We start from the raw sequence: 20,780 nt of genomic DNA, 5'->3' as shown, positions 1-20,780 counted from the left end.
CCTTCTCAGAACAGATCGCTACGGTTTTTAAGCAGGCTTTCAACGTCTTTATCCACTTTGATGTGGATTTCGTGTTCGATTTTGACGTTCATATTGATGGTGATCGGCTCTTTAGGGGCGGCCACTTCAATACGCGGCGTGCAGCCTGTCAGCAGCAGCGCCGCAGATGCCAGCAGCACAGGGATAAAATAGTTCATTTGGGTTCCTCACAGGCTTCGCCGGGTTGGGTGCAGCGAGCCTTTGGCAGCGCGGCGTTCTCTTCCAGCCAGGTTTGTAAATTATCGCCAAAGCGCAAACTGCGCCACAGGGTAAACAGGTTTTCCTGATGGGTATAGTTGAGATTGACGGTATTCGTTTTGCCCTCAACGTGGCTGATGCCGGTCACGCTGGAGCGCATTCTGACCACGCCCAGGTTGTCGAGGTCGATTTGTGTCCAGGAGCGCGAAATCTCCATATAGCGCAGCCAGTTGATTGCCGCGCCAGCCGCCATGTTGTTGTCCACGATGGCATCCGCCATATCTTTGTCCATGCGGAACGTCATTGGGCCAGGGTTGGTCAGCCAGCCGTCTTTGATAATCCACTGTGGGTGGTTGAGCCACAGCGGCAGCGCACCGTTAAAACGCCCGGACATACTGAACTGTTTCGGGTTGATGGCGGTGACGAGCTGGCTGGAGGAGAGCCCCTGCAGCCGTACAAGCGCCGCGTCCCGCTGGGGCATCCGCAATTGCTGCATAGAGATCTTGCCGCCCAGCACATCCGCATTGACGTTGGTCAGCAGCAGCGGCTGCTGCTCGCTCCAGGGGTACCAGCCTTCCAGATCGGCGGTAATGTTTTGCGCCGCTATCTGGTTGCGAACTTCAGCAATACGCAGCGTGACCGGCCTGCGCCTGCCAAAGTGCCAGGTTGAATCGCTAAAGCGGAACGGCAGCACAAAGTCGACGCCGTTAATCTGGTTATCCGGCATCCACAGGCTGCCGCTTTTGACCACGCCGTGGCCCCCGGCTTCAAAGCCCTGACCGGCCGCCGCGGAGAAGGCCACCTGGGCGTAGAGATCGCCCCCTTTCAAATCCATTTTCCAGTCAGGAGGCAGCAGCGGCTGGAACACGGTGAGCGTCTGTTTTGGCCACCACGCGTTGCCTCTCAGGCGCTCCCCGTCCCAGCGCCCGACCACTCGCACCGGGCCAATCTTCCCGGCGTGCAAATTGCCTTTGAACAGGAAAGCGGTCGGGTTTTGCCCATCCACGCTAAATTTAAGCGTCGAGGGCGGCAAGGTGCTGCCGCCGCTAAAAGTGGTCGCCCCCGCGTCCAGGGAGAAATTGCCTGTGAAGACCTCTTTTTGTTCGTTCCGCTCCCAGCGCAGCGGGTTGTCCAGGCTAAGACGAGGCTTCGACATCAGCATCGAGCCGTATTCAAGCTTGTCGAAACCGGTGGACAGCGAACTCAGTTCAATGGCGCTGTCACGCCATTCGCCCACGCCGCGAACGTCCCATTTCGCCTGCATCGGCGTAAAGCTGCCTTTGCCCCAGTAGCGCCATTGCCACAGCCCGGCGTCCGGCAGGAAGTCATTGGCTTTACCGTCCAGATGCAGTTCCACAGCGCCCATTTCATTGTCGTGGGCACGTAAGATCGCCTGCAGCCTGCCGTCGATGCCTTTACTGGAGACTCGCACCCCGGCCAGCGGCCAGCGCACATCGTCAATATTCAGCGTTTCAATCAGGCGGCCACGGGACCGCAGCAAGGCCCCCGGATGGAACAGCAGCGTCGGGTCGGTCAAGGCGCCCGTCAGTTCACCGGGCAGCACTGCATAGAAAATCAGCTGGTCCTGCTTCGCCTCTCCGGTGAGCTGCAGCGGCAAAGCGCTGTCGGTCAGGCTGAGTTTGCCGGGGCCGATGTTAAGCACGGCGTTGCCCTTCCCGGCTTCACCCTGAGTCAACACGTTCAGCCGCCCGGTGAAGATGGCGTTATCCAGCCCGCTCTGCCAGTTATCCACCTTCAGCGACACCCCGCCACCCAGCGGGAAACCTTCATAAGGCCAGCGCCACTGCCCGGCGTTAATCTCAAGGGTGTTTTCGCTCAGGCGCCAGGGAATGCTCAGCAGCGGGGCCTCGTCGCCTGATAATTTTTTCACCGTCAGGTTGCCGGCATTAGTGTGCCAGTTCAGGGCCACGTGCAGTCTGTCCGGCTCCTGCGGAATTTGCACCTGCGTGGCCACTTGCCCGTCCGTCGGCAGGCCATCCGGCACCAGCGGGAGCGTTAAGTCACCCACCAGCTCGAGCGGCGGAAGCCCTTCGAATGCCCCGACTTTCAGGTCGCTAATTTTCAGGTTTTGCCCTTTAAGCGTGGCGGAAAGCGTGAGCAATTTCCCCTGATAATCCAGCTGTTGCTGCTGCGGGGTGAGCGAGAGATGCAGCGCGCCCGCATACTGCAGCCACGGCGTGACGTTAAGCTGGTCGATAGTCAGCCAGGTGTTCGGCAGCATTTTCTGCCATTCTTCAAGGGTGCGCGGTGCGGCGGGAGCCACATCATCGGCGGGGATCTTGCTGATGCAGTCCGGGTTGAGATTCAGCTCCGCGAGGTGAAGCCGCCAGCGGCTCTGATGGCTGAGGCTTGCATCTTTGAGGCTCGCAAGCTCGCACTCCCCGGCGAGATAACGAAGATCGGGGATAATAATCGCCCCGTTGTGTAGACGCGGGCTGGCCTCCAGCGCAATACGGGTGCCCTGTGGCAGCCAGATCCCGGCGAGCGTCGGCAGCCAGTACGCCACCGTGAGCAGCAGCGACAGTGGCAGCAGAATCAATGCAAGTATCAGCGCAAGCGCGGCTTTATATTTACCCTTCATGGGTGGTTAATATCCTGATTCAGCGACAATTTAAGCCGAAATATGTCATTATTCTGGCACGATTCAGGCCGGGCGTGAAGGCGGCGGCTGTAGTAAGCATAGCCTGCCCGGAAAGTGAAATAGTCACCTGCCGTTAAAATTTCAGTTTATAAATTGTATGATTATTTTAAGCATGATAGTTTTGGAACCAACCCTTTCTGGAGATAAGTCTTATGAAACTTGCGGTTTATAGCACAAAACAGTACGACAAAAAGTATCTGGAGCAGGTTAACCAGGAATATGGCTTTGATCTTGAATTTTTTGACTTCCTGCTAAGCGAAAAAACGGCCAAAACCGCCAACGGCTGCGACGGCGTGTGTATTTTCGTTAATGATGATGGTAGTCGCCCGGTGCTGGAAGAGCTAAAAAAACATGGCGTTAAGTTTATCGCGCTGCGCTGTGCCGGCTTTAACAACGTCGATTTAGACGCAGCGAAAGAGCTTGGCATGCCGGTGGTTCGCGTTCCCGCTTATTCGCCGGAAGCCGTGGCCGAACACGCTATCGGGATGATGATGTGCCTTAATCGTCGCATTCATCGCGCCTACCAGCGCACGCGTGACGCCAACTTCTCGTTGGAAGGCTTAACCGGCTTCACCATGTACGGCAAAACGGCAGGCGTGATCGGCACCGGGAAAATCGGCATTGCCGCGCTGCGTATCCTGAAAGGGTTTGGCCTGCGTCTGCTGGCGTTTGATCCGTATCCGAGCGCAGCGGCGCTGGATTTAGGCGTGGAATATGTCGATCTCGAAACGCTGTTTGCGCAGTCCGACATTATTTCCCTGCACTGCCCGCTCACCCCGGAAAACTACCACCTGCTGAACCAGACCGCCTTTGATCAAATGAAAGACGGCGTGATGGTGATTAATACCAGCCGCGGCGGGCTGATTGATTCCCAGGCCGCAATCGACGCCCTCAAGCACCAGAAAATCGGCGCGCTGGGCATGGATGTGTACGAGAACGAACGAGATCTGTTCTTTGAAGATAAGTCTAACGACGTGATTCAGGACGACGTGTTCCGCCGCCTTTCAGCCTGCCACAACGTGCTGTTCACCGGTCACCAGGCATTCCTGACGGCGGAGGCGCTGACCAGCATTTCTGAGACGACGCTTGAGAACCTTCGTCAGCTGGAAAAAGGCGAGCCTTGCCCGAACCAGTTGAATTGATTTTCCGCCCGTCTCTCGCAGGGGCGGGCTAATTTTAAGAATATCCTTACTGATTCATGCGCCACATCCTGCGAAAGTGGCGCGCTTTCATTGATGACACATAAACCTTAGGGAGAAGAGATGAAAAAGTTTGCTTCACTGATGCTGGCAAGCGTTGTGCTGGCGGGCTGTGCCCAGCCGGCGGATAAAGGCAGCGTGACTGCACAAGATTTGCAGCACCACCGCTTTGTGCTGGAGAGCGTGGACGGTAAACCTCTGGACGTGAAAAACAGCAAGCGCGCGCCTGAGCTTAGCTTCGGTGAGAACATGCATATTTCTGGCGCGATGTGTAATCGCTTTATGGGCCAGGCAACACTCGAGAACAATACGCTGAAGGTGAAAGGCCTGGGCATGACGATGATGCTTTGCGTTGAGCCGCAGCTGAACGACCTGGATCACCGCATTAATGACATGCTGACCAGCGGAGCCAAGGTTTCTCTGGCTAACCAGCAGCTGGTGCTGAAGAGCGGCCAGCATACGCTGACGTACAAACTGGCCGATCTCGTTAATTAATCAGTAGCTTCCACAGGTGCCAGCGGCAAGCGAGTTTTCGTTACAGCGCTTGCCGTTCGGCATGGCACACATGCCAATCGCGCTGCCATCCAGCTGACGCGCCACGCTCATGGTGCCGCCAATCATCGCACAGTTCGCTTCGCCCTGGCTGGACATTGCCGCCCTGAGCCCTGGCGGTACGTGGGCCGCAGTGGCCTGTTGAGGGGGTTCATTACTGCAAGCTGATAATAACAGTGCGGCACAACCGGCTAAAAACGCAGCGCGCATGGCTTCTCTCTCCCGTCTGAATATGCAAAACCTTTGCATAATGGCGCATGGCTCCTGCTGCGTCGAGTCCACAAAGCAATAAAATGTGTTGTTTTTTGTGGCAAAGATCACCTTTCAAGCCAAAACATCGGAGTTTTCTGAGCGTCTTTAATTCCCTTTATGATTCAGCGCAGTGCGTGACCAGGTTATTTCACTGTTAATCGTGGATCAATTTGTGCACTCGGCAGGCCCATAACTTCTAATGCCTAAGGTGGACACACTATAATTGAGGAATTACAACGGGGCTCCAGGTTTTCAGACGAGTCCCTTTATTTTGCGCAATGTAAGGGTGTCTTATGATCACTATCGACGGCAACGGCGCAGTCGCCTCCGTGGCGTTTCGTGCCAGCGAAGTAATTGCCATCTACCCCATTACTCCCAGCTCGACAATGGCAGAACAGGCGGATGCCTGGTCCGGTGACGGCAGGAAGAACGTGTGGGGAGATGTTCCTCGCGTAGTCGAGATGCAGTCAGAAGCAGGCGCGATTGGGGCGGTGCACGGCGCGCTGCAAACCGGGGCGCTTTCCACATCGTTTACGTCATCGCAGGGCTTACTGCTAATGATCCCGACGCTGTACAAGCTTGCAGGCCAGCTGACGCCATTTGTTCTCCACGTTGCCGCGCGCACCGTGGCCACCCATGCACTTTCCATTTTTGGCGATCATTCCGACGTGATGGCCGTACGCCAGACCGGCTGCGCGATGCTATGCGCCAGCAGCGTCCAGGAGGCGCAAGACTTCGCGCTGATTTCCCATATTGCGACCCTGAAAAGCCGCGTGCCGTTTATTCACTTCTTCGACGGCTTCCGCACCTCGCACGAAATCAACAAAATTGTGCCGCTGGCGGACGATACCCTTCGCAGCCTGCTGCCGCAAAAAGAGATCGATGAGCATCGCGCCCGCGCCCTGAACCCGGAACACCCGGTGATTCGCGGCACGTCGGCCAACCCGGACACTTACTTCCAGTCCCGAGAAGCGACCAATCCGTGGTACAACGCGGTTTACGCGCACGTTGAACAGGCGATGAACGACTTTGCCGCCACCACCGGCCGCAGCTATCGTCCGTTTGAGTATTACGGCCACCCGGAAGCGGACCGCGTGATCATCGTGATGGGCTCCGCCGTCGGCACCTGCGAAGAAGTTGTCGATGAATTGCTGACCCGCGGCGAAAAAGTCGGCGTGCTGAAAGTTCGTCTGTACCGCCCCTTCTCCGCCGAACACTTGCTGGAAGTTCTGCCGCAAACCGCGCGCCAGGTGGCGGTGCTTGACCGTACCAAAGAGCCGGGCGCCCTTGCCGAACCACTGTATCTCGACGTGATGACCGCGCTTGCCGAAGCCGTGAGCCGCGGCGATCGCGAAACGCTGCCTCGCGTGATTGGGGGCCGCTACGGGCTGTCATCCAAAGAGTTTGGCCCGGAATGCGTCCTGGCTATTTTCAACGAGCTACGCGAAGCCAAACCGCGCCCGCGCTTTACCGTGGGCATTTACGACGACGTGACCAACCTGTCGCTGCCGCTGCCGGAAAACACCCTGCCGAACCGCGCCAAACTCGAAGCGCTGTTTTATGGTCTGGGCAGCGACGGCAGTGTTTCTGCGACCAAAAACAATATCAAAATTATCGGTAACTCCACGCCGTGGTTTACCCAGGGTTATTTCGTTTATGACTCTAAAAAAGCTGGAGGGCTGACGGTTTCTCACCTGCGCGTGAGCGAGCAGCCGATCAACTCCACCTACCTGATCGAGAAAGCCGATTTTGTTGGCTGTCACCAGCTGCAGTTTATCGACAAGTACCAGATGGCTGAGCGCCTGAAGCCCGGCGGTATTTTCCTGCTGAACACGCCTTACGCCGCCGACGAGGTGTGGAGCCGCCTGCCGCAGGAAGTTCAGGCGGTGCTCAACCAGAAACAGGCTCGCCTGTACGTCATTAATGCGGCGAAGATCGCCCGTGAATGTCATCTGGGTGCCCGGATCAACACCGTGATGCAGATGGCGTTCTTCCACCTGACGCAGGTCCTGCCTGGCGACACCGCGCTGGCAGAGCTGCAGGGCGCGATTGCCAAAAGCTACAGCAGCAAAGGGACGGAAATCGTCGAGCGCAACTGGCAGGCGCTGGCGCTGGCTCGTGACTCCCTCGCCGAAGTGCCTCTGCAGGACGTTAACCCGGCAAGTACGATGCGTCCGCCGGTCGTCTCCGACGCTGCACCTGATTTTGTGAAAACCGTCACCGCCGCGATGCTCGCTGGCCTCGGCGATGCCCTTCCGGTTTCCGCTTTGCCGCCGGACGGAACCTGGCCGATGGGCACCACCCGCTGGGAAAAACGCAACATCGCCGAAGAAATTCCTATCTGGAAGCCGGACATTTGCACCCAGTGCAACCACTGCGTTGCCGCCTGCCCGCATTCGGCTATTCGTGCCAAAGTGGTTCAGCCTGAGGCAATGGAAGGCGCCCCGGAAGCCCTGCAGTCGCTGGACGTGAAGTCCCGGGATATGCGCGGCCAGAAATACGTGCTGCAGGTGGCACCTGAGGATTGCACCGGCTGTAATCTCTGCGTAGAAGTCTGCCCGGCTAAAGATCGCCAGAACCCGGAAATCAAGGCGATTAATATGCTGTCTCGCCTTGAACACGTTGAAGAAGAGAAAGAGAACTATGACTTCTTCCTCAATCTGCCGGAAATCGATCGCACCAGCCTGGAGCGTATCGACATCCGTACTTCGCAGCTGTTAACGCCGCTGTTTGAGTACTCCGGGGCCTGCTCCGGCTGCGGCGAAACGCCGTACATTAAAATCCTCACCCAACTGTTCGGCGACCGCATGCTGATTGCTAACGCCACCGGCTGTTCGTCTATTTACGGCGGTAACCTGCCGTCCACGCCGTACACCACCGACGCTAACGGCCGCGGGCCAGCCTGGGCCAACTCGCTGTTTGAGGATAACGCCGAATTTGGACTGGGCTTCCGCCTGACGGTGGATCAGCACCGCGCCCGCGTCATGCGTTTACTGGGACAGTTTGCCGATAAACTTCCAGCCGAGCTTAATGAGCAGCTTCACGCGGAAGCGACGCCAGAAGTTCGCCGCGAACAGGTTGCCGAGCTGCGTAAACATCTGGCGGACATTGACGATGCCGATGCCGATGCCCGTCAACTGGTGACCGATGCCGACGCGCTGGTGGAGAAATCTATCTGGCTGATTGGCGGTGACGGCTGGGCCTATGACATCGGTTTCGGCGGCCTCGACCACGTACTGAGCCTGACCGAAAACGTCAATATTCTGGTGCTGGATACGCAGTGTTACTCCAATACCGGCGGCCAGGCGTCTAAAGCCACGCCGCTGGGCGCCGTCACCAAGTTTGGCGAGCACGGCAAGCGTAAAGCACGTAAAGACCTGGGCGTCAGCATGATGATGTACGGCCATGTTTACGTCGCGCAGATTTCGCTGGGGGCACAGCTTAACCAGACGATGAAGGCCATTCAGGAGGCGGAGGCCTATCCTGGCCCGTCGCTGATCATCGCCTACAGCCCTTGCGAAGAGCACGGTTACGATCTGGCGCTGAGCCACGATCAGATGCGCCAGCTGACCGCCACCGGCTTCTGGCCGCTCTATCGCTTCGACCCGCGCCGCGCGGACGAAGGCAAAGTGCCGCTGGCGCTGGATTCCCGTCCACCGTCAGATGCACTGGCCGATACGCTAATGAAGGAGCAACGTTTCCGCCGCCTGAACGCCCAGCAGCCGGAAGTCGCCGAGCAGCTGTGGAAAGACGCCGCCGCCGATTTGCAGAAGCGGTATGACTTCCTGGCACAGCTGGCGGGTAAAGCGGAAAAGGTTAGCGAGTAATCGGGAGAGTCACCCTCACCCCGGCCCTCTCCCTGAGAAGGGAGAGGGCGAAAACAAACAGTGGAGCATTTTTTATCCCCTCTCTCTTTTAGGGAGAGGGGCCACCTGAGTTGAAGGAGATATCCAGTGGTTACAGCTTAAATCACCTCAGTTCTCTCTCTAAAATACCACTCCAAATAGCCCCGCCAGCTTGCGTTTGCCGCTTTCGGACACGTGCAGCTCACGGCTGACCAGATCCCGCCGCATCCACCCTTTTTGCTCGCAGGTGTGCAGCAACGATTTGCCTAACTGCCCGCCCAGGTGCTCGCGTCTTTCGCTCCAGTCCAGACAGCCGCAGGCATAACGACGGCGCGAGGCCCCGTTTTCTACGTTTACGCCCAGGAGCTGAAATTGTTCTTTACCGAGGGCAGTCACGGAATACTCTTCCCCTTCCAGCCAGCTCAGGCGAAATAATGCATCGTGCAGCGCCACGGCGATTTCCCCTGCCATATGGTCGTAGCAGGTTCTGGCGTAGCGAAGATTGCCGGGGGTTTTGGTGCGCATTGCGGCGTCATCGCGGCCTACTAAACCCATTAATCCTTCCAGCGCCCCGGCAATTTGGCTGCTGTAAAGCCGGTAGTAACGGTGTCGCCCCTGCTGCACGCAGGCAATCAGCGACTGCTCCATTAACTTTGCCAGATGGCTGCTGGCCGTGGATGGTGCCACATTAGCCATGATGCTCAGTTCGGTTGCCGTCCAGGCCCGGCCATCCATTAACGCGCACAGCATGCTGGCCCGGGTTTTGTCCGCAATGGCGGCGGCAACGGCGGCAAGCCGGGTTTCTAGAAAATCTGTTTCCATATTTCGATGCTCAGCGAAGCGTCCTGTCTGACGATGGATTAGGGTTAGCACGACAGAACAATAAGGAGCCACCTGATGATCGCCGTAATCTTTGAAGTCCTGCCTGCAGAAGAACACTATAGCCGCTATCTTGAACTGGCGGCAGAGTTAAAACCCCTGCTTACCGATATTGATGGGTTTATTTCCATTGAACGTTTTCAAAGTCTTAGCGAACCGGGAAAAATCCTGTCGCTTTCGTTCTGGCGCGATGAGGCCGCCGTGCAGCAATGGCGCAATCAGGAATTACACCGCAGTGTTCAGCATCAGGGGCGTCACTCGGTCTTCAACGATTACCGGCTCAGGGTGGCAGGCGTGATCCGGGATTACGGTATGTTTGATCGCGAACAGGCTCCGCAGGACAGCCGCAGCGCACATAAGGAAAACACGCATGAATGATCTCAGCCTGAGTCTTGCCATTGCCGCTACTTTTGTGCTTGCTGGCACCGTCAAGGGCGTCACGGGGATGGGGTTACCTACCGTCGCGATGGGGATTTTAGGATCACTGATCTCTCCGGTCGCAGCCGCTGGCATGCTGCTTTTACCCTCTTTTCTGACCAATATCTTTCAGCTTTATGAAGGGGGCAACCTGGCTGCATTGCTAAAACGCCTGTGGCCGATGATGCTTACCATTGTGCTGGGTACCCTGGGCAGCAGTAACCTGTTGGCTTCGGGCAGCAGTCACGCAACGACCGTTGCTCTGGGCATTGCCCTGATCGTTTATGCGTTATGGACGTTGTTTGCCAGGCCACTGCATGTTCCCGCCAGCCACGAACGCTGGCTTTCGCCGCTGATCGGTTTTCTCACCGGTTTGTTGACCGGCGGAACGGGCGTGTTTGTGATCCCCGCCGTGCCCTATATTCAGTCTCTGGGGCTTGAGCGCGATGAACTGGTGCAGGCGCTCGGGCTGTCTTTTACCTTCTCGACACTTGCACTCGCCGCCGGGCTTTGGTGGCACGGCGCGCTGCAGGAAATCGCCATCAGCACGTCGGTTATGGCGGTTATCGCCGCGCTTATCGGCCTGTTTGCGGGCCAGCGTATTCGCAAACGCATCAGCCCATTAGCCTTTAAGCGCGGCTTCCTGATCTGCCTCGTTCTGCTTGGCGGTGATATGGTGCTCCGCGCGCTGATTTAGGCGAAAGGCAGACCTTCATCTTCCCAGCCAGTGATGCCGCCGGGCATCACTTTCACTCGCCTGCCGATTTGCGCCAGTTTCAGGGCCGCCCGGTCGGCACCGTTGCAGTGCGGCCCGGCGCAGTACACCACAAACAGCGTGTCGTCGGGCCATTCGGCCATGCGGGATTCTGTGATGAATCTGTGTGGCAAATGAATAGCCCCCGGCAGATGCCGCCGGGCAAATGTTTCATCGGACCCCACCACGTGCAGCAGCACAAAATCAAGATCGCCGCTCTGGATCGCCGCGTTGACGTCGGCACAGTCAGTTTCAAGCGACAGTTTTTGCAAGTAATGGGCGGCGACAGTTTCTGGGGCAGCCGCAGGGTAATCAGTCACGTAGCTCATGTTTATCTCCTTTTGATGTGTGCTTTGATTCTGACGCCGCGACGGAGGCTTGACAGCTGGCACGAATGACGATTAGCGTAAATATCATGACAAAATCATTCGCCTTGCCTAAAAACCCTCTCGTTGTCGCGCTGGCTTACGACGGCCTTTGCACGTTCGAGTTCGGCGTGGCCGTAGAAATTTTCGGCCTGCCGCGCCCCGAACTGGGCGAGAGCTGGTACCGCTTTGCCGTCGCCGGTATTGAGCCCGGTGAGCTGCGGGCGATGGGCGGTATTCGTCTGGCGGTGGATGGCGGGCTGGATTTGCTGGCTGAAGCCAGTTTGATTGTTGTTCCTGGCTGGCGCGGCATCAATGAGCCCGTACCGGAATCACTTATTGCGGCATTGCGGGCGGCACATGCGGGTGGCGCACGCCTGATGTCCATTTGCTCCGGCGTGTTTGTGCTGGCGGCAACAGGCTTGCTTGATGGCCAGCGGGCAACCACCCACTGGCGCTATACCGAAGCGCTGCAGGCGCGTTATCCGAAGATCGAAGTGATCCCGGACGTGCTTTATCTGGATAACGGGAATATTTTGACCTCGGCGGGCAGCGCGGCGGGCATCGACCTCGGCCTGCATCTGGTACGCCGGGATTTTGGTGCCGCTGCAGCCAACAGCGTTGCCCGGCGCTTAGTCGTGCAGCCTCATCGCGAGGGCGGCCAGGCGCAGTTTATTGAACAGGCCGTTCCGGTCGAGTACGAAGGCGAGCGATTTGCGCCGCTGTTTGATCACCTGCAGCGCCATTTAAGCGAGCGGCACTCCGTGGCAAGCCTGGCCGCCTATGTCGGCATGAGCCCGAGGACTTTTTTACGCCGCTTCGAAGCCGCGACGGGCATCACGCCCGCCGCGTGGCTGCTGCAAACCCGCCTTAAACGCTGCCGGGAACTGCTGGAAAACAGCACGCTGCCGATAGAACATATTGCCGAACGGACGGGATTTGGCTCGGCGGCGACGCTGCGCCATCATTTCCGGAAACATCTTCGGACGTCACCCGGCACATACAGAAACTCATTTACTTCACAAAACGAATAATTTACCAGCGGTTAGGGATTGTTTAAGTTGTGTACGGTATGATAGCTCCACTCATCTGAGTAAACCCTTTTTTATCACGCGAGGTATTTCTATAGAAATGCAGTAACCTGGAGGATTAACTATGTTAGGGAACATTAACGTATTTATGGCAGTACTGGGATTCATCTTATTTTCCGGTTTTCTTGCCGCCTGGTTTAGCCACAAATGGGATGACTAATGAACGGTGACCTTCCCCCACCTACGACGCCTCTCGCGAAATAAAATTTCCGGGAGGCGTTTTCATTTCTGCGCCACCGCGGTGGAGGATTTGCTAACAAAAAAATACAGCGCGTAATGAGTAAATCGGCACAATTTGTTGTCTTCCTATACGGAATCAACAAAAGCAGACTGGATTCACTCTGGAGAATTTATGCGCAAGTCAACAAAAGTAGCGGTATTAACAGCGGTATGGCTCGCGGGCGCGCTGCCCTCTCTGGCCTTTGCCTATTCAGGGGATAAGCAGCTAAAAGCGACGGCCCCGGGCACGTCGGCACAGTCCTATGAACTGAAAGAATTCTCCTCAGATTTCAAAATGTACAAGATCGGCGACATTGCGCCCGACATCTACCGGACCGAACCCTATAACATCAAAAGCTGGCAGCTTCGCCATCTCCCTGCGCCACAGGCCGGTAGCCACTGGACCTACATGGGTGGCAATTATGTCTTAATTACCGACGCCGAAGGAAAAATCCTTCAGGCAATGGCTGGCGATATATTTTATCAGCATTAAGGATAATCCAACCCTGAGGCCGGATATCCCTAACACCGAAAGGGTTTAATTTAATAAATTTCTCAGGGGATCGATTTCAGCATATTGATTATCGATCTCCAGTAGCCCCGCAATATCCAATACCTGCCTGTACTCATCAGGGCTAATACGCACCTGATAATTTGCGATATGTCCACATAGCGTTTCAAAAGCCAGTACATTTTCTGAGAAGTCGATATATTCCAGCGCGAAGTCAATGAGTGACGAATCGAGCCGGTTTTTAAGAGCCTCACCAAAGGTTTTGATTTTCTCGTTGATATCCATATTGACCACGTAAAGTTAATTGTTATTTGCGTGCCATCATTGGGAATGGGAAACGGCATCCTGCCGAAATACATCCCTATGGATATCGGATTGCGGGGAAATTTCTTGAGGGGGCGACGTAATACTTATTTTAAATACCGATCCAGCACTAACTTTTCGCCAACCATTTCGCGTAATGCTCGGGCCATTTCACGGTCGGTGTGCCAGGTTTGCCCATGCCAAAACCGTGACCACCGCTACTGTAGCGATGCATTTCAACCGGGACATGCTGCTGCTCGCAGGCCGCGGCCATAATCAACGTATTCTGCGGGTCGGAAACCGGGTCGTCTTCGGCCTGGACCAGGAAAAACGGTGGCGAATGCGGGGTGACATAATTCTGCACGGACCAGGTGGCGTTCTCGGCAGAAGAAGCATCCTTCCCGACCAGAACTTTATGCGTGGAAGTATGTTCGTACGGCTTCTCCAGCGTAATAACCGGATAAATTAACGCCGCCCGATCGGCAAAGGCGGGTTTATCGTCTAAACGATCCTGCTTTGGATACGAACGGTAATCAGGGCGCGTGGCGGCCAGGCCAAGCAAATGCCCACCGGCGGAAAAGCCCAGCACGCTGACGTTATGTTCCCGATCGCGCACAATTCTTAACGCGCGCTGCGCGTCCTGCAAAGCAACCAGATTGCCGTCCGCCCATCCTTCCGACGGCAAACGGTAGCTCAGCACATACGCGGTGTACCCCCGCGCTACCAGCCATTCTGCCGCAGGCCACGCTTCTGAACCCATTTCAATGCGCTTATAGCCCCCACCCGCAGCCACCAGCACGGCCTGGCCATTAGGTGACTCGGGTTCAATCACGGTCAGAATCGGGAGCGCAATATTGCTCTGCGCCCCGCGCGCCGACGTCTGAATACTCCCTGTCGGCCCACCGCCGCCGGGAGGCGTACCTTTCCACAACGGAATAACCGAACGCTTCACCCCTGATGCAGCAAAAGAAACGCCCGCTTTAGCCACGAGCAGTCCGGCGGTAACACAGGTAATAAAATGGCGACGATCCATAGTAAGCTCCTGAGAATACAGGTTAATCACTATGCCAAAAGAGTGTGTCTAAAGTCATATTCTAAACCAGCAATACGTAACCAGCCGTTTCGCTTGAGTTAATTATGGAGAAAAATCACATCCTGGAAATCAGACCGTCCAGTTTATTGGCCGCAAAATAATTGCCAATTCATCATACAATTTGATTTTGATTAATGAATCCTGCCTCACATCGGCCTTAAATAGTCTCCGGTCAAACTGTTTCATTCGTTAAGAGGAGTGCTCAACATGATGATGACCTGGGACCGCAACCGTAACGCCATTACTACCGGCAGCCGAGTTTTGATTAACGGCACAGGCAAAACCGGGCTGATTAAAGCCATTCACGGTGAAGGTAAGAATGCTGAACAAATTCGCCGCAGTAAATGCGTGGAAGTGGAAGGTTGCGAAGGGCAATTTGAACCGACGGAATTATTCCGCCTGGGCTTACACTAATTGCTAAAAATTACCCGGCCTGCCGCCGGGTAACTGATGTTATTTGCGCAGCGCCCTGACCTGCGAAAATCCGTGTTCAAACACGCTGTCAGCGGCACAGATAATCACGATAACGTCACCACCGGAGGCTTCATCCAGCAAACGTGCCAGCTCGGCATCCAGCTCACGGTTCATTTTCGGCATAGCAAGGTGCATTTCCCCCGGATAATCCTCGTCTTCGTCAGGCGGCATGTCTTCGATGCGGCTGCCCTTCACCACATAAATCAGCAGGTCATTGTCGTTATGGGTGAGCTCTAGTCTCAAATATTTGCCAACCGGATGTTTAGCCATGCGTTACCTTCAATAGCGTATAAAATAATTTGTCGGCAATGTTAGCAAAGCAACGAGGATAAAACGATGCAGGACTGGAACCCCGCGCTCTATTTGCAGTTTGAAGCTGAACGTACCCGCCCGGCCGCTGAGTTGGTTGCCCGAATTAACCACCCTGGCGCAAACACTTTTACCGATTTGGGCTGCGGCCCCGGCAACTCCACGGCGCTGCTGCGCAACCTGGCACCAAAGGCCACGATTACCGGGCTGGATAACTCCCCCGCAATGCTTGCCAAAGCAAGCGCCGCGCTACCCGACTGCCGCTTTGAAGAGGCGGATATCGCTACCTGGCAGCCCGCCAGGAAGCAGGATGTGATCTTCGCCAATGCTTCGCTGCAGTGGATAGCCAACCATAAGCAGGTCTTCCCGCACCTGGCGGCACAGCTGGCAGACGGCGGCGTGCTGGCGGTGCAAATGCCCGATAACTGGCAGGAGCCCACGCATACCCTGATGCGCCAGGTGGCAGATGAACTGGGGATCTCGCGTTCAAGCCGCGAAGCCTTGCTGACGGCTCAGGAATATTACGATCTGCTGGCCGAAAGTGGCTGCACGGTGGATATCTGGCGCACGACGTATTTCCACGTCATGCCGTCAGCCCACGCCATCATTGAATGGTTAAGCTCGACGGGTCTGCGCCCTTACCTGCACGGGCTGGACGCCATTCAGCAGGAAGCGTTTCTGGAGCGCTACCACCAGTTGCTGCAGCGCGCCTACCGCAAGCAGCATGACGGCAACGTGCTGATGCCGTTCCCCCGCCTGTTTATTGTGGCACGGAAAACGACCTAGAACGAAGTGCCCTGCTGGCGCAGGGCATCAATGTCCTGCAGCGGTGACGCGCCAAATGCCCGGCGGTATTCACGGTTAAACTGGGAGGGGGAATCATAGCCCACCTTCCAGGCGATGCTGGCCACATCGCCTTCGCAGCTCAATAAACGCCGGCGAGCCTCCAGCAGGCGAAGCTGTTTTTGGTACTGCAGCGGGCTCATGATCGTCAGGGCTTTGAAGCGGTGATGCAGGCTGGAAGCGCTCATGCCGACGCGCTTCGCCAGCTCATCAATGACCAGCGGCTCGGCGTAATTCTGTTTGATCCAGTTAATGGCTTCTCCCACGCCTTTGCCCTGCGCCCAGCCCAGCGCCTGTTTCCAGAATGAAGCCCCGGCGGGAGCGATGACCAGCCGGTAAAGTATTTCTTGCTTGATGAGCGGCGCCAGGGCATGCAGATGCTGTGGGCTGTCCAGCAGCGTAACCAGGCGCAGAAAAGCGCTCTGGAGTTCTTCTTCCGCAGCGGCGACCCAGGCCCCGGTTTTCTCCCCGTTGCCGTCCGGCAGCACCACGTTCATGTTCATGATCAGGTCGGCAATTTCTTTCCCGTCGAGATCGATGCGCACGCCGTAGTAAGGCTCGGCTTCGCTGGCGCGGGTTACCTGCCCGGATACCGGCATATCCACGGCGGCCAGCGAATAGCTGCCGGGACCGTATTCCGTGACGTTGTCACCAATAAGCATTTTTTTGCTGCCCTGCAACACCATGCACATGGACGGGGAAAGCATTCCGCGATTGAGCAATGTCGGCTGTTCGATGCGAATAAAGCTGAGCCACGGCAGCTCGCAGCTCAGCTCTTTCACCCCGCTGCCGCCCTCCGGGTAACGACGGGCTACGCGCTGGTGTAGCTCTTCAATAATGCGGCCCGAAGGCCGCTCAGGTTGTTGCATATTACTGCCCCATAATGGCTTTGGGTTCAAGATACGCTTCCAGCCCGTAAGTGCCAAATTCACGGCCAAGACCAGACTGTTTAAAACCGCCGAACGGCGCGAGCGGCTCGTCATAAACGCCGTTGACGAACACACGCCCCGCGATGAGCTGACTGGCAACGGCCGCCGTGCGCGCAGCATCTTTCCCGCTGACGTAGGCCTGCAGGCCATAAACCGTATCGTTGGCGATCTGTACCGCCTCTGCGTCATCACGGTAGGTAATGACCGACAGCACCGGGCCAAAAATTTCCTGCTGGGCAATGGTCATATCATTGCGCACGTTCACAAACACCGTCGGTTTCACAAAGTAACCGCTTTCCAGCCCTTCCGGACGCCCTTCTCCGCCGCTAAGCAGCTCCGCACCTTCGGCAATCCCGCTACGAATATACTCCTGCACGCGCTGATACTGGCGGGCGGTCACGGCGGCTCCGATGTTGGTTTTCGGATCCCGCGGGTTGCCTGGTACCAGACCAGGCAGATATTTGAGGATTTGCGCTTTGACCTCCTCCAGCTTGCTTTCTGGCACCAGCAGGCGAGTTCCGGCGATACAGGCCTGGCCGCTGTTCCAGCTCATCACCTGCAGCGCCAGCGGAATGGCGGTGTCCAGGTCGGCATCGTCCAGCAGCACGTTGGCAGATTTGCCACCCAGCTCGAGCGTCACGCGCTTCATGGTTGCCGCCCCGTCGCGAGCAATCGTTTTGCCCACCGCCGTTGAGCCAGTGAACGAGATTTTAGCCACGTCCGGATGGCGCGTGATTTCCGCGCCAACCACATTGCCCAGGCCGGTAACGATATTAATCACGCCGTCAGGCAGCCCGGCTGCGTGCAAGCATTTGGTGATGATCGCCGTCTGGCGGGCACTCAGTTCGCTGGGTTTGATAACTGCGGTGCTGCCGGAGGCAATCACCATCGACAGTTTTCCGGCGATAAAGCCGTAGTTCGCGTTCCACGGGGTAATGAGCCCAACCACGCCCAGCGGCTCCATGACGACTTTCGCCATTCCCGCCTGGGTTTCAAAGGCATAGTCTTTCAGCAGATCGATAGCCTGCAGGAAGCTGTTGTACGAGCGAGTCACTGTGCTTTGGGCGAAAGCGATCGGACAGCCGTATTCATCCACCATGGTCTCAACCAGCTCTTCTTCACGCGCTTTCACGGCGTCGTGCAGCAGTTGCAGCCAAATCATTCTTTGCTCACGGCTGGAAAGGCGCATTTGCGGAAAAGCGGCTTTTGCGGCGGCGATGGCGAGGCGGGTGTCTTCTTCGTCTGCCAGGCGAACCTGAGCGACAGGTTGTTCGCTGACGGGATGAATTAAGGTCAGCACTTCAGTGCCGTGGGGCGTGACGTGCTGACCGTTAATATAGAGGGTGTCGATGGTTTTCATTTTTGCGCTCCAGGGAGTTGTGTTTGACGCTTAAAGTGTCGCTGTACACGCCCGTTTTCCTGTAGCGCAATCCTGTTTGATGCTTGCACAATCCTGCAAATCAGGACTGTTTTTTCATCTCTCTGCTGGCCACGTTCTGAAAGCGTTTGGCACGCAGCCAGTCGTAGCACCAGTTATAAACCACGGTGTATGGCAGGAAGAACAGGAAGAAGCCTATCTCCACCATCAGCGCCTGCAGCAGGGTGACATTCAGCATCCACGCGGCGAGCGGCAGGCCAATCAGAATAAAGCCCCCTTCAAAGCCTAGCGCGTGCGCAACACGTAATCCCATGCCACGCTTGCGTGACGGCGGGTAAAATTTATCAAACCCGGCGTTGTAAATAATGTTCCAGACCATCGCGACGGTGGAGAGCATGATGGCCAGCGCCCCCATCTGGAACAGCGGTTTGTTCATCAGCCAGGCGGCGGTTGGCGCGCAGATACCGATGGCGATGGCCTCGAAGCCGACGGCATGCACAATGCGCTCAGACAGGCTTCTGTTGTTTTGCGATTTCATTTTGATGACTCCTTTTTCACAAGGACGCCATTATCATCGTAATTATTGATATGATATAGCTAACAGCCATCGATAAAAGCGATAGTTTATGCGTTACTCCCCGGAATCACTGGAAGCCTTTTTGCAGGCCGTTGAAACGGGCTCTTTTTCCGCTGCCGCGCGTAAGCTGAAAAAGAGCCAGTCCACCATCAGCAGCGCCATTGCCAACCTCGAGGCCGATCTCAGCGTGACGCTGTTTGACCGCCACGCCAGGCAACCCACGCTCACCCCGCACGGGCAGCGCGTTTTGCCCTATGTGCAGGCGATTTTTGCCGCCAGCGAGCGGCTGGATGAAGTTTCCGTCAGGCTGGCAGACAACGTCGAGCCTCGCCTGACGTTTGTGCTTTCCGACATGTGGCAAACCGCCCACCACGAATCCATCCTGCAGCAGTTTTCCGAGCGTTACCCGGACATCGAATTTGAATGCATCATTGCCGAAGATGAAGACGTGATTGATAGCCTGCAGATTGGCCGGGCCCACGTCGGCGTCCTGCGGGTTCAGGAGAGTTACCCGCCGGATATCACCGTCGCCCGCCTTCAGGTCGGCGCAGAAATGACCATTTTTATTCATCGCGATCACCCGCTGGCGAAGCAGACAGAGGTGCGGATGGATGAGTTACATACCGTTAGGCAACTGGTGCTTAAAACCTTTGTGCGCCCCGGCAAGGTCGCCGCGCACGGCCCCATCTGGTCGTCTCCGTCTTTACTGCTGCTGCTTGAAATGGCGGAACAGGGATTTGGCTGGGGGATTTTGCCGAGCTGGCTGGTTAACCAGTTTGGGCACGGCGTGCTTAAGCCACTGAAGGTGGAGGGCTGGCCGCAAAATCTTGAGGTGGATGTCGCCTGGTCGAACAAAACGCCGCCTGGGCCAGCTGGGCGCTGGATGATCGACCGGCTACGCGAGCGGCGGTAATAAATCGGCACACACTTGCGGTTGTCACCCGCGCGGCTTTCAGGTTAAAAAAATGTTTTTCCACCAACAGGATCCCGTAAATGAGCGTTATCACGCCCCTTTTTGCTATTACCGCCACCATCGCGTTGGGCGCCATGAGCCCCGGCCCAAGCTTTGTTTATGTCGCCCAGAATGCCGTGGCCCGTTCCCGTGCGCATGGCCTGGTGACCGCACTGGGGACCGGTGTCGGCGCTGCCGCGTTTTCACTGATGGCGCTGCTGGGTCTGCAGGCTTTTCTGCTGGCGGTGCCGCTGGCTTATACCGGGATCAAGATAGCCGGCGGGCTTTATCTGCTGTGGCTGGCCTATAAAATCATCAAACACTCGCGCGAACCGCTGCACGTGGGTGCCGTGGGAAAAAGCGATAAAAGCATGATGGCCACCTTCCGCGACGGGCTGTTCACCCAGTTGAGCAACCCTAAAACCGCCGTCGTGTTTGCCAGTATTTTTACCGCGCTGCTGCCGCGCGAGATCCCGGCGTTCTACTACGTCGTACTGCCGGTGCTGTGCTTTGTGATTGATGCGGGATGGTATTCGATTGTCACGCTGGTGCTCTCTTCCGAGAAGCCGCGCAATGCCTACCTGCGCTTTAAAACCGTGATTGACCGCTTAGCGGGCGGCGTGATGGGAATTTTGGGGCTGAAGCTGATTTTCTTCTCACGCTAAAAAACATAAAGCCACCGCTTGCGGTGGCTCTTGTGCATTACTGCTGACAGAGAGGGATCAGTGAATCCCCAACCGGTGCGCATGGAAAATCTCTTCACGCAGCTCGAGGTGGGTTAAACCCAGCAGATCGGCAAACTCCAGCTTGAGCTGCTGCAGGCGGATCAGGAATTGCGCGGGGGTTAACTGCTCTTGTTCACGACGAAGAAATTCAAACGCTAAGGTGGTTGGGGTTATCTCGGTGTCCATGGTAATCCTCTGTTGGGTTGTGAAATCA

At 56.5% G+C, this 20,780-nt stretch carries 24 protein-coding genes; 12 read left to right on the top strand and 12 right to left on the bottom strand.

Annotated elements, in window-relative coordinates; all coding sequences use genetic code 11:
- Positions 1–5: 5 nt before the first annotated feature.
- The gene (locus LH86_RS15180) at positions 6–197 is read right to left on the bottom strand and encodes a YnbE family lipoprotein (RefSeq protein WP_039302942.1); all 192 of its coding nucleotides are present in this window, start codon (positions 195–197) and stop codon (positions 6–8) included.
- Positions 194–2,839, bottom strand: coding sequence for a YdbH family protein (locus LH86_RS15175; RefSeq protein WP_039302938.1), 2,646 nt, complete (start codon positions 2,837–2,839; stop codon positions 194–196). The genes LH86_RS15180 and LH86_RS15175 overlap by 4 nt, the downstream gene beginning before the upstream one ends.
- A gap of 212 nt (positions 2,840–3,051) precedes the next feature.
- Between LH86_RS15175 and LH86_RS15170 the strand changes: the two genes are divergently transcribed.
- Entirely contained in the window at positions 3,052–4,041 is a 990-nt protein-coding gene (locus LH86_RS15170; protein ID WP_039302935.1) for a 2-hydroxyacid dehydrogenase, read from the top strand.
- A gap of 120 nt (positions 4,042–4,161) precedes the next feature.
- On the top strand, positions 4,162–4,593 hold the full coding sequence (gene hslJ, locus LH86_RS15165; protein WP_039302931.1) for a heat shock protein HslJ: 432 nt from the start codon (positions 4,162–4,164) through the stop codon (positions 4,591–4,593).
- Here the strand turns inward: hslJ and LH86_RS15160 are convergent, their stop codons facing one another.
- Complete coding sequence (locus tag LH86_RS15160) at positions 4,594–4,860, bottom strand: DUF333 domain-containing protein (RefSeq protein ID WP_008461385.1); 267 nt, start codon at positions 4,858–4,860, stop codon at positions 4,594–4,596.
- Between the two features lie 335 nt (positions 4,861–5,195).
- Between LH86_RS15160 and nifJ the strand changes: the two genes are divergently transcribed.
- Positions 5,196–8,729 (top strand): pyruvate:ferredoxin (flavodoxin) oxidoreductase, encoded by a 3,534-nt coding sequence (nifJ, locus tag LH86_RS15155; RefSeq protein ID WP_039302928.1) that lies wholly within the window; start codon positions 5,196–5,198, stop codon positions 8,727–8,729.
- A 159-nt stretch (positions 8,730–8,888) separates the two neighbouring features.
- On the opposite strand, the gene LH86_RS15150 is transcribed toward nifJ, so the two are convergent.
- Positions 8,889–9,569, bottom strand: coding sequence for an ArsR/SmtB family transcription factor (locus LH86_RS15150; protein ID WP_039302926.1), 681 nt, complete (start codon positions 9,567–9,569; stop codon positions 8,889–8,891).
- Positions 9,570–9,644: 75 nt separating this feature from the next.
- Between LH86_RS15150 and LH86_RS15145 the strand changes: the two genes are divergently transcribed.
- Entirely contained in the window at positions 9,645–10,004 is a 360-nt protein-coding gene (locus LH86_RS15145) for an antibiotic biosynthesis monooxygenase family protein (RefSeq protein ID WP_039302923.1), read from the top strand.
- Positions 9,997–10,740, top strand: coding sequence for a sulfite exporter TauE/SafE family protein (locus LH86_RS15140; RefSeq protein WP_039302920.1), 744 nt, complete (start codon positions 9,997–9,999; stop codon positions 10,738–10,740). The genes LH86_RS15145 and LH86_RS15140 overlap by 8 nt, the downstream gene beginning before the upstream one ends.
- Here the strand turns inward: LH86_RS15140 and LH86_RS15135 are convergent.
- Positions 10,737–11,126 carry a rhodanese-like domain-containing protein gene (locus LH86_RS15135; RefSeq protein ID WP_039302917.1) on the bottom strand — a complete coding sequence of 130 codons (390 nt, stop codon included), beginning with the start codon at positions 11,124–11,126 and terminating at the stop codon, positions 10,737–10,739. The genes LH86_RS15140 and LH86_RS15135 overlap by 4 nt on opposite strands.
- A gap of 65 nt (positions 11,127–11,191) precedes the next feature.
- On the opposite strand from LH86_RS15135, the gene ftrA reads away from it, so the two are divergent.
- The 3 genes from ftrA (at position 11,192) to LH86_RS15120 (ending at position 12,965) form a co-directional block, all read left to right on the top strand.
- Positions 11,192–12,196 (top strand): transcriptional regulator FtrA, encoded by a 1,005-nt coding sequence (gene ftrA / locus LH86_RS15130; RefSeq protein ID WP_156107029.1) that lies wholly within the window; start codon positions 11,192–11,194, stop codon positions 12,194–12,196.
- A gap of 121 nt (positions 12,197–12,317) precedes the next feature.
- Positions 12,318–12,413 (top strand): protein MgtS, encoded by a 96-nt coding sequence (gene mgtS / locus LH86_RS22605; RefSeq protein WP_039302915.1) that lies wholly within the window; start codon positions 12,318–12,320, stop codon positions 12,411–12,413.
- Between the two features lie 192 nt (positions 12,414–12,605).
- Positions 12,606–12,965, top strand: a complete 360-nt coding sequence (locus LH86_RS15120; RefSeq protein WP_008459111.1) for an RcnB family protein — start codon at positions 12,606–12,608, stop codon at positions 12,963–12,965.
- A gap of 45 nt (positions 12,966–13,010) precedes the next feature.
- Here LH86_RS15120 and LH86_RS15115 read toward each other — a convergent pair whose 3' ends face one another.
- Entirely contained in the window at positions 13,011–13,268 is a 258-nt protein-coding gene (locus LH86_RS15115; protein ID WP_039293162.1) for a MafI family immunity protein, read from the bottom strand.
- Between the two features lie 148 nt (positions 13,269–13,416).
- Positions 13,417–14,319, bottom strand: a complete 903-nt coding sequence (locus tag LH86_RS15110; protein WP_039302912.1) for an alpha/beta hydrolase — start codon at positions 14,317–14,319, stop codon at positions 13,417–13,419.
- Between the two features lie 270 nt (positions 14,320–14,589).
- Between LH86_RS15110 and ydfZ the strand changes: the two genes are divergently transcribed.
- Positions 14,590–14,793 (top strand): putative selenium delivery protein YdfZ, encoded by a 204-nt coding sequence (ydfZ, locus tag LH86_RS15105; protein ID WP_039296773.1) that lies wholly within the window; start codon positions 14,590–14,592, stop codon positions 14,791–14,793.
- Between the two features lie 39 nt (positions 14,794–14,832).
- On the opposite strand, the gene LH86_RS15100 is transcribed toward ydfZ, so the two are convergent.
- The gene (locus LH86_RS15100) at positions 14,833–15,123 is read right to left on the bottom strand and encodes a hypothetical protein (protein ID WP_039293158.1); all 291 of its coding nucleotides are present in this window, start codon (positions 15,121–15,123) and stop codon (positions 14,833–14,835) included.
- A 66-nt stretch (positions 15,124–15,189) separates the two neighbouring features.
- On the opposite strand from LH86_RS15100, the gene tam reads away from it, so the two are divergent.
- A complete protein-coding gene (gene tam / locus LH86_RS15095; RefSeq protein WP_039302909.1) occupies positions 15,190–15,948 on the top strand; it encodes a trans-aconitate 2-methyltransferase in 759 nt (252 codons plus the stop codon).
- On the opposite strand, the gene LH86_RS15090 is transcribed toward tam, so the two are convergent.
- From LH86_RS15090 to LH86_RS15080, 3 genes are all read right to left on the bottom strand, one after another.
- Entirely contained in the window at positions 15,945–16,874 is a 930-nt protein-coding gene (locus LH86_RS15090) for an AraC family transcriptional regulator (RefSeq protein WP_039302905.1), read from the bottom strand. The genes tam and LH86_RS15090 overlap by 4 nt on opposite strands.
- A gap of 1 nt (position 16,875) precedes the next feature.
- On the bottom strand, positions 16,876–18,294 hold the full coding sequence (locus tag LH86_RS15085) for an aldehyde dehydrogenase family protein (protein ID WP_039302903.1): 1,419 nt from the start codon (positions 18,292–18,294) through the stop codon (positions 16,876–16,878).
- 100 nt (positions 18,295–18,394) lie between these two features.
- Entirely contained in the window at positions 18,395–18,850 is a 456-nt protein-coding gene (locus tag LH86_RS15080; RefSeq protein WP_039302900.1) for a multidrug/biocide efflux PACE transporter, read from the bottom strand.
- Between the two features lie 88 nt (positions 18,851–18,938).
- Here LH86_RS15080 and LH86_RS15075 point away from each other — a divergent pair, with 88 nt between their 5' ends.
- Both LH86_RS15075 and LH86_RS15070 read left to right on the top strand, forming a co-directional pair.
- Positions 18,939–19,802 carry a LysR family transcriptional regulator gene (locus LH86_RS15075; RefSeq protein ID WP_039302897.1) on the top strand — a complete coding sequence of 288 codons (864 nt, stop codon included), beginning with the start codon at positions 18,939–18,941 and terminating at the stop codon, positions 19,800–19,802.
- Positions 19,803–19,882: 80 nt separating this feature from the next.
- Positions 19,883–20,506, top strand: a complete 624-nt coding sequence (locus LH86_RS15070; RefSeq protein ID WP_039302895.1) for a LysE family translocator — start codon at positions 19,883–19,885, stop codon at positions 20,504–20,506.
- 57 nt (positions 20,507–20,563) lie between these two features.
- Here LH86_RS15070 and LH86_RS15065 read toward each other — a convergent pair whose 3' ends face one another.
- Positions 20,564–20,752 carry a YdiH family protein gene (locus LH86_RS15065; RefSeq protein ID WP_008459131.1) on the bottom strand — a complete coding sequence of 63 codons (189 nt, stop codon included), beginning with the start codon at positions 20,750–20,752 and terminating at the stop codon, positions 20,564–20,566.
- Positions 20,753–20,780 lie beyond the last annotated feature (28 nt).

Source organism: Cedecea neteri (assembly GCF_000758325.1).
Lineage (GTDB): Bacteria > Pseudomonadota > Gammaproteobacteria > Enterobacterales > Enterobacteriaceae > Cedecea > Cedecea neteri_B.
This window is presented reverse-complemented; position numbering and strand designations above follow the sequence as displayed.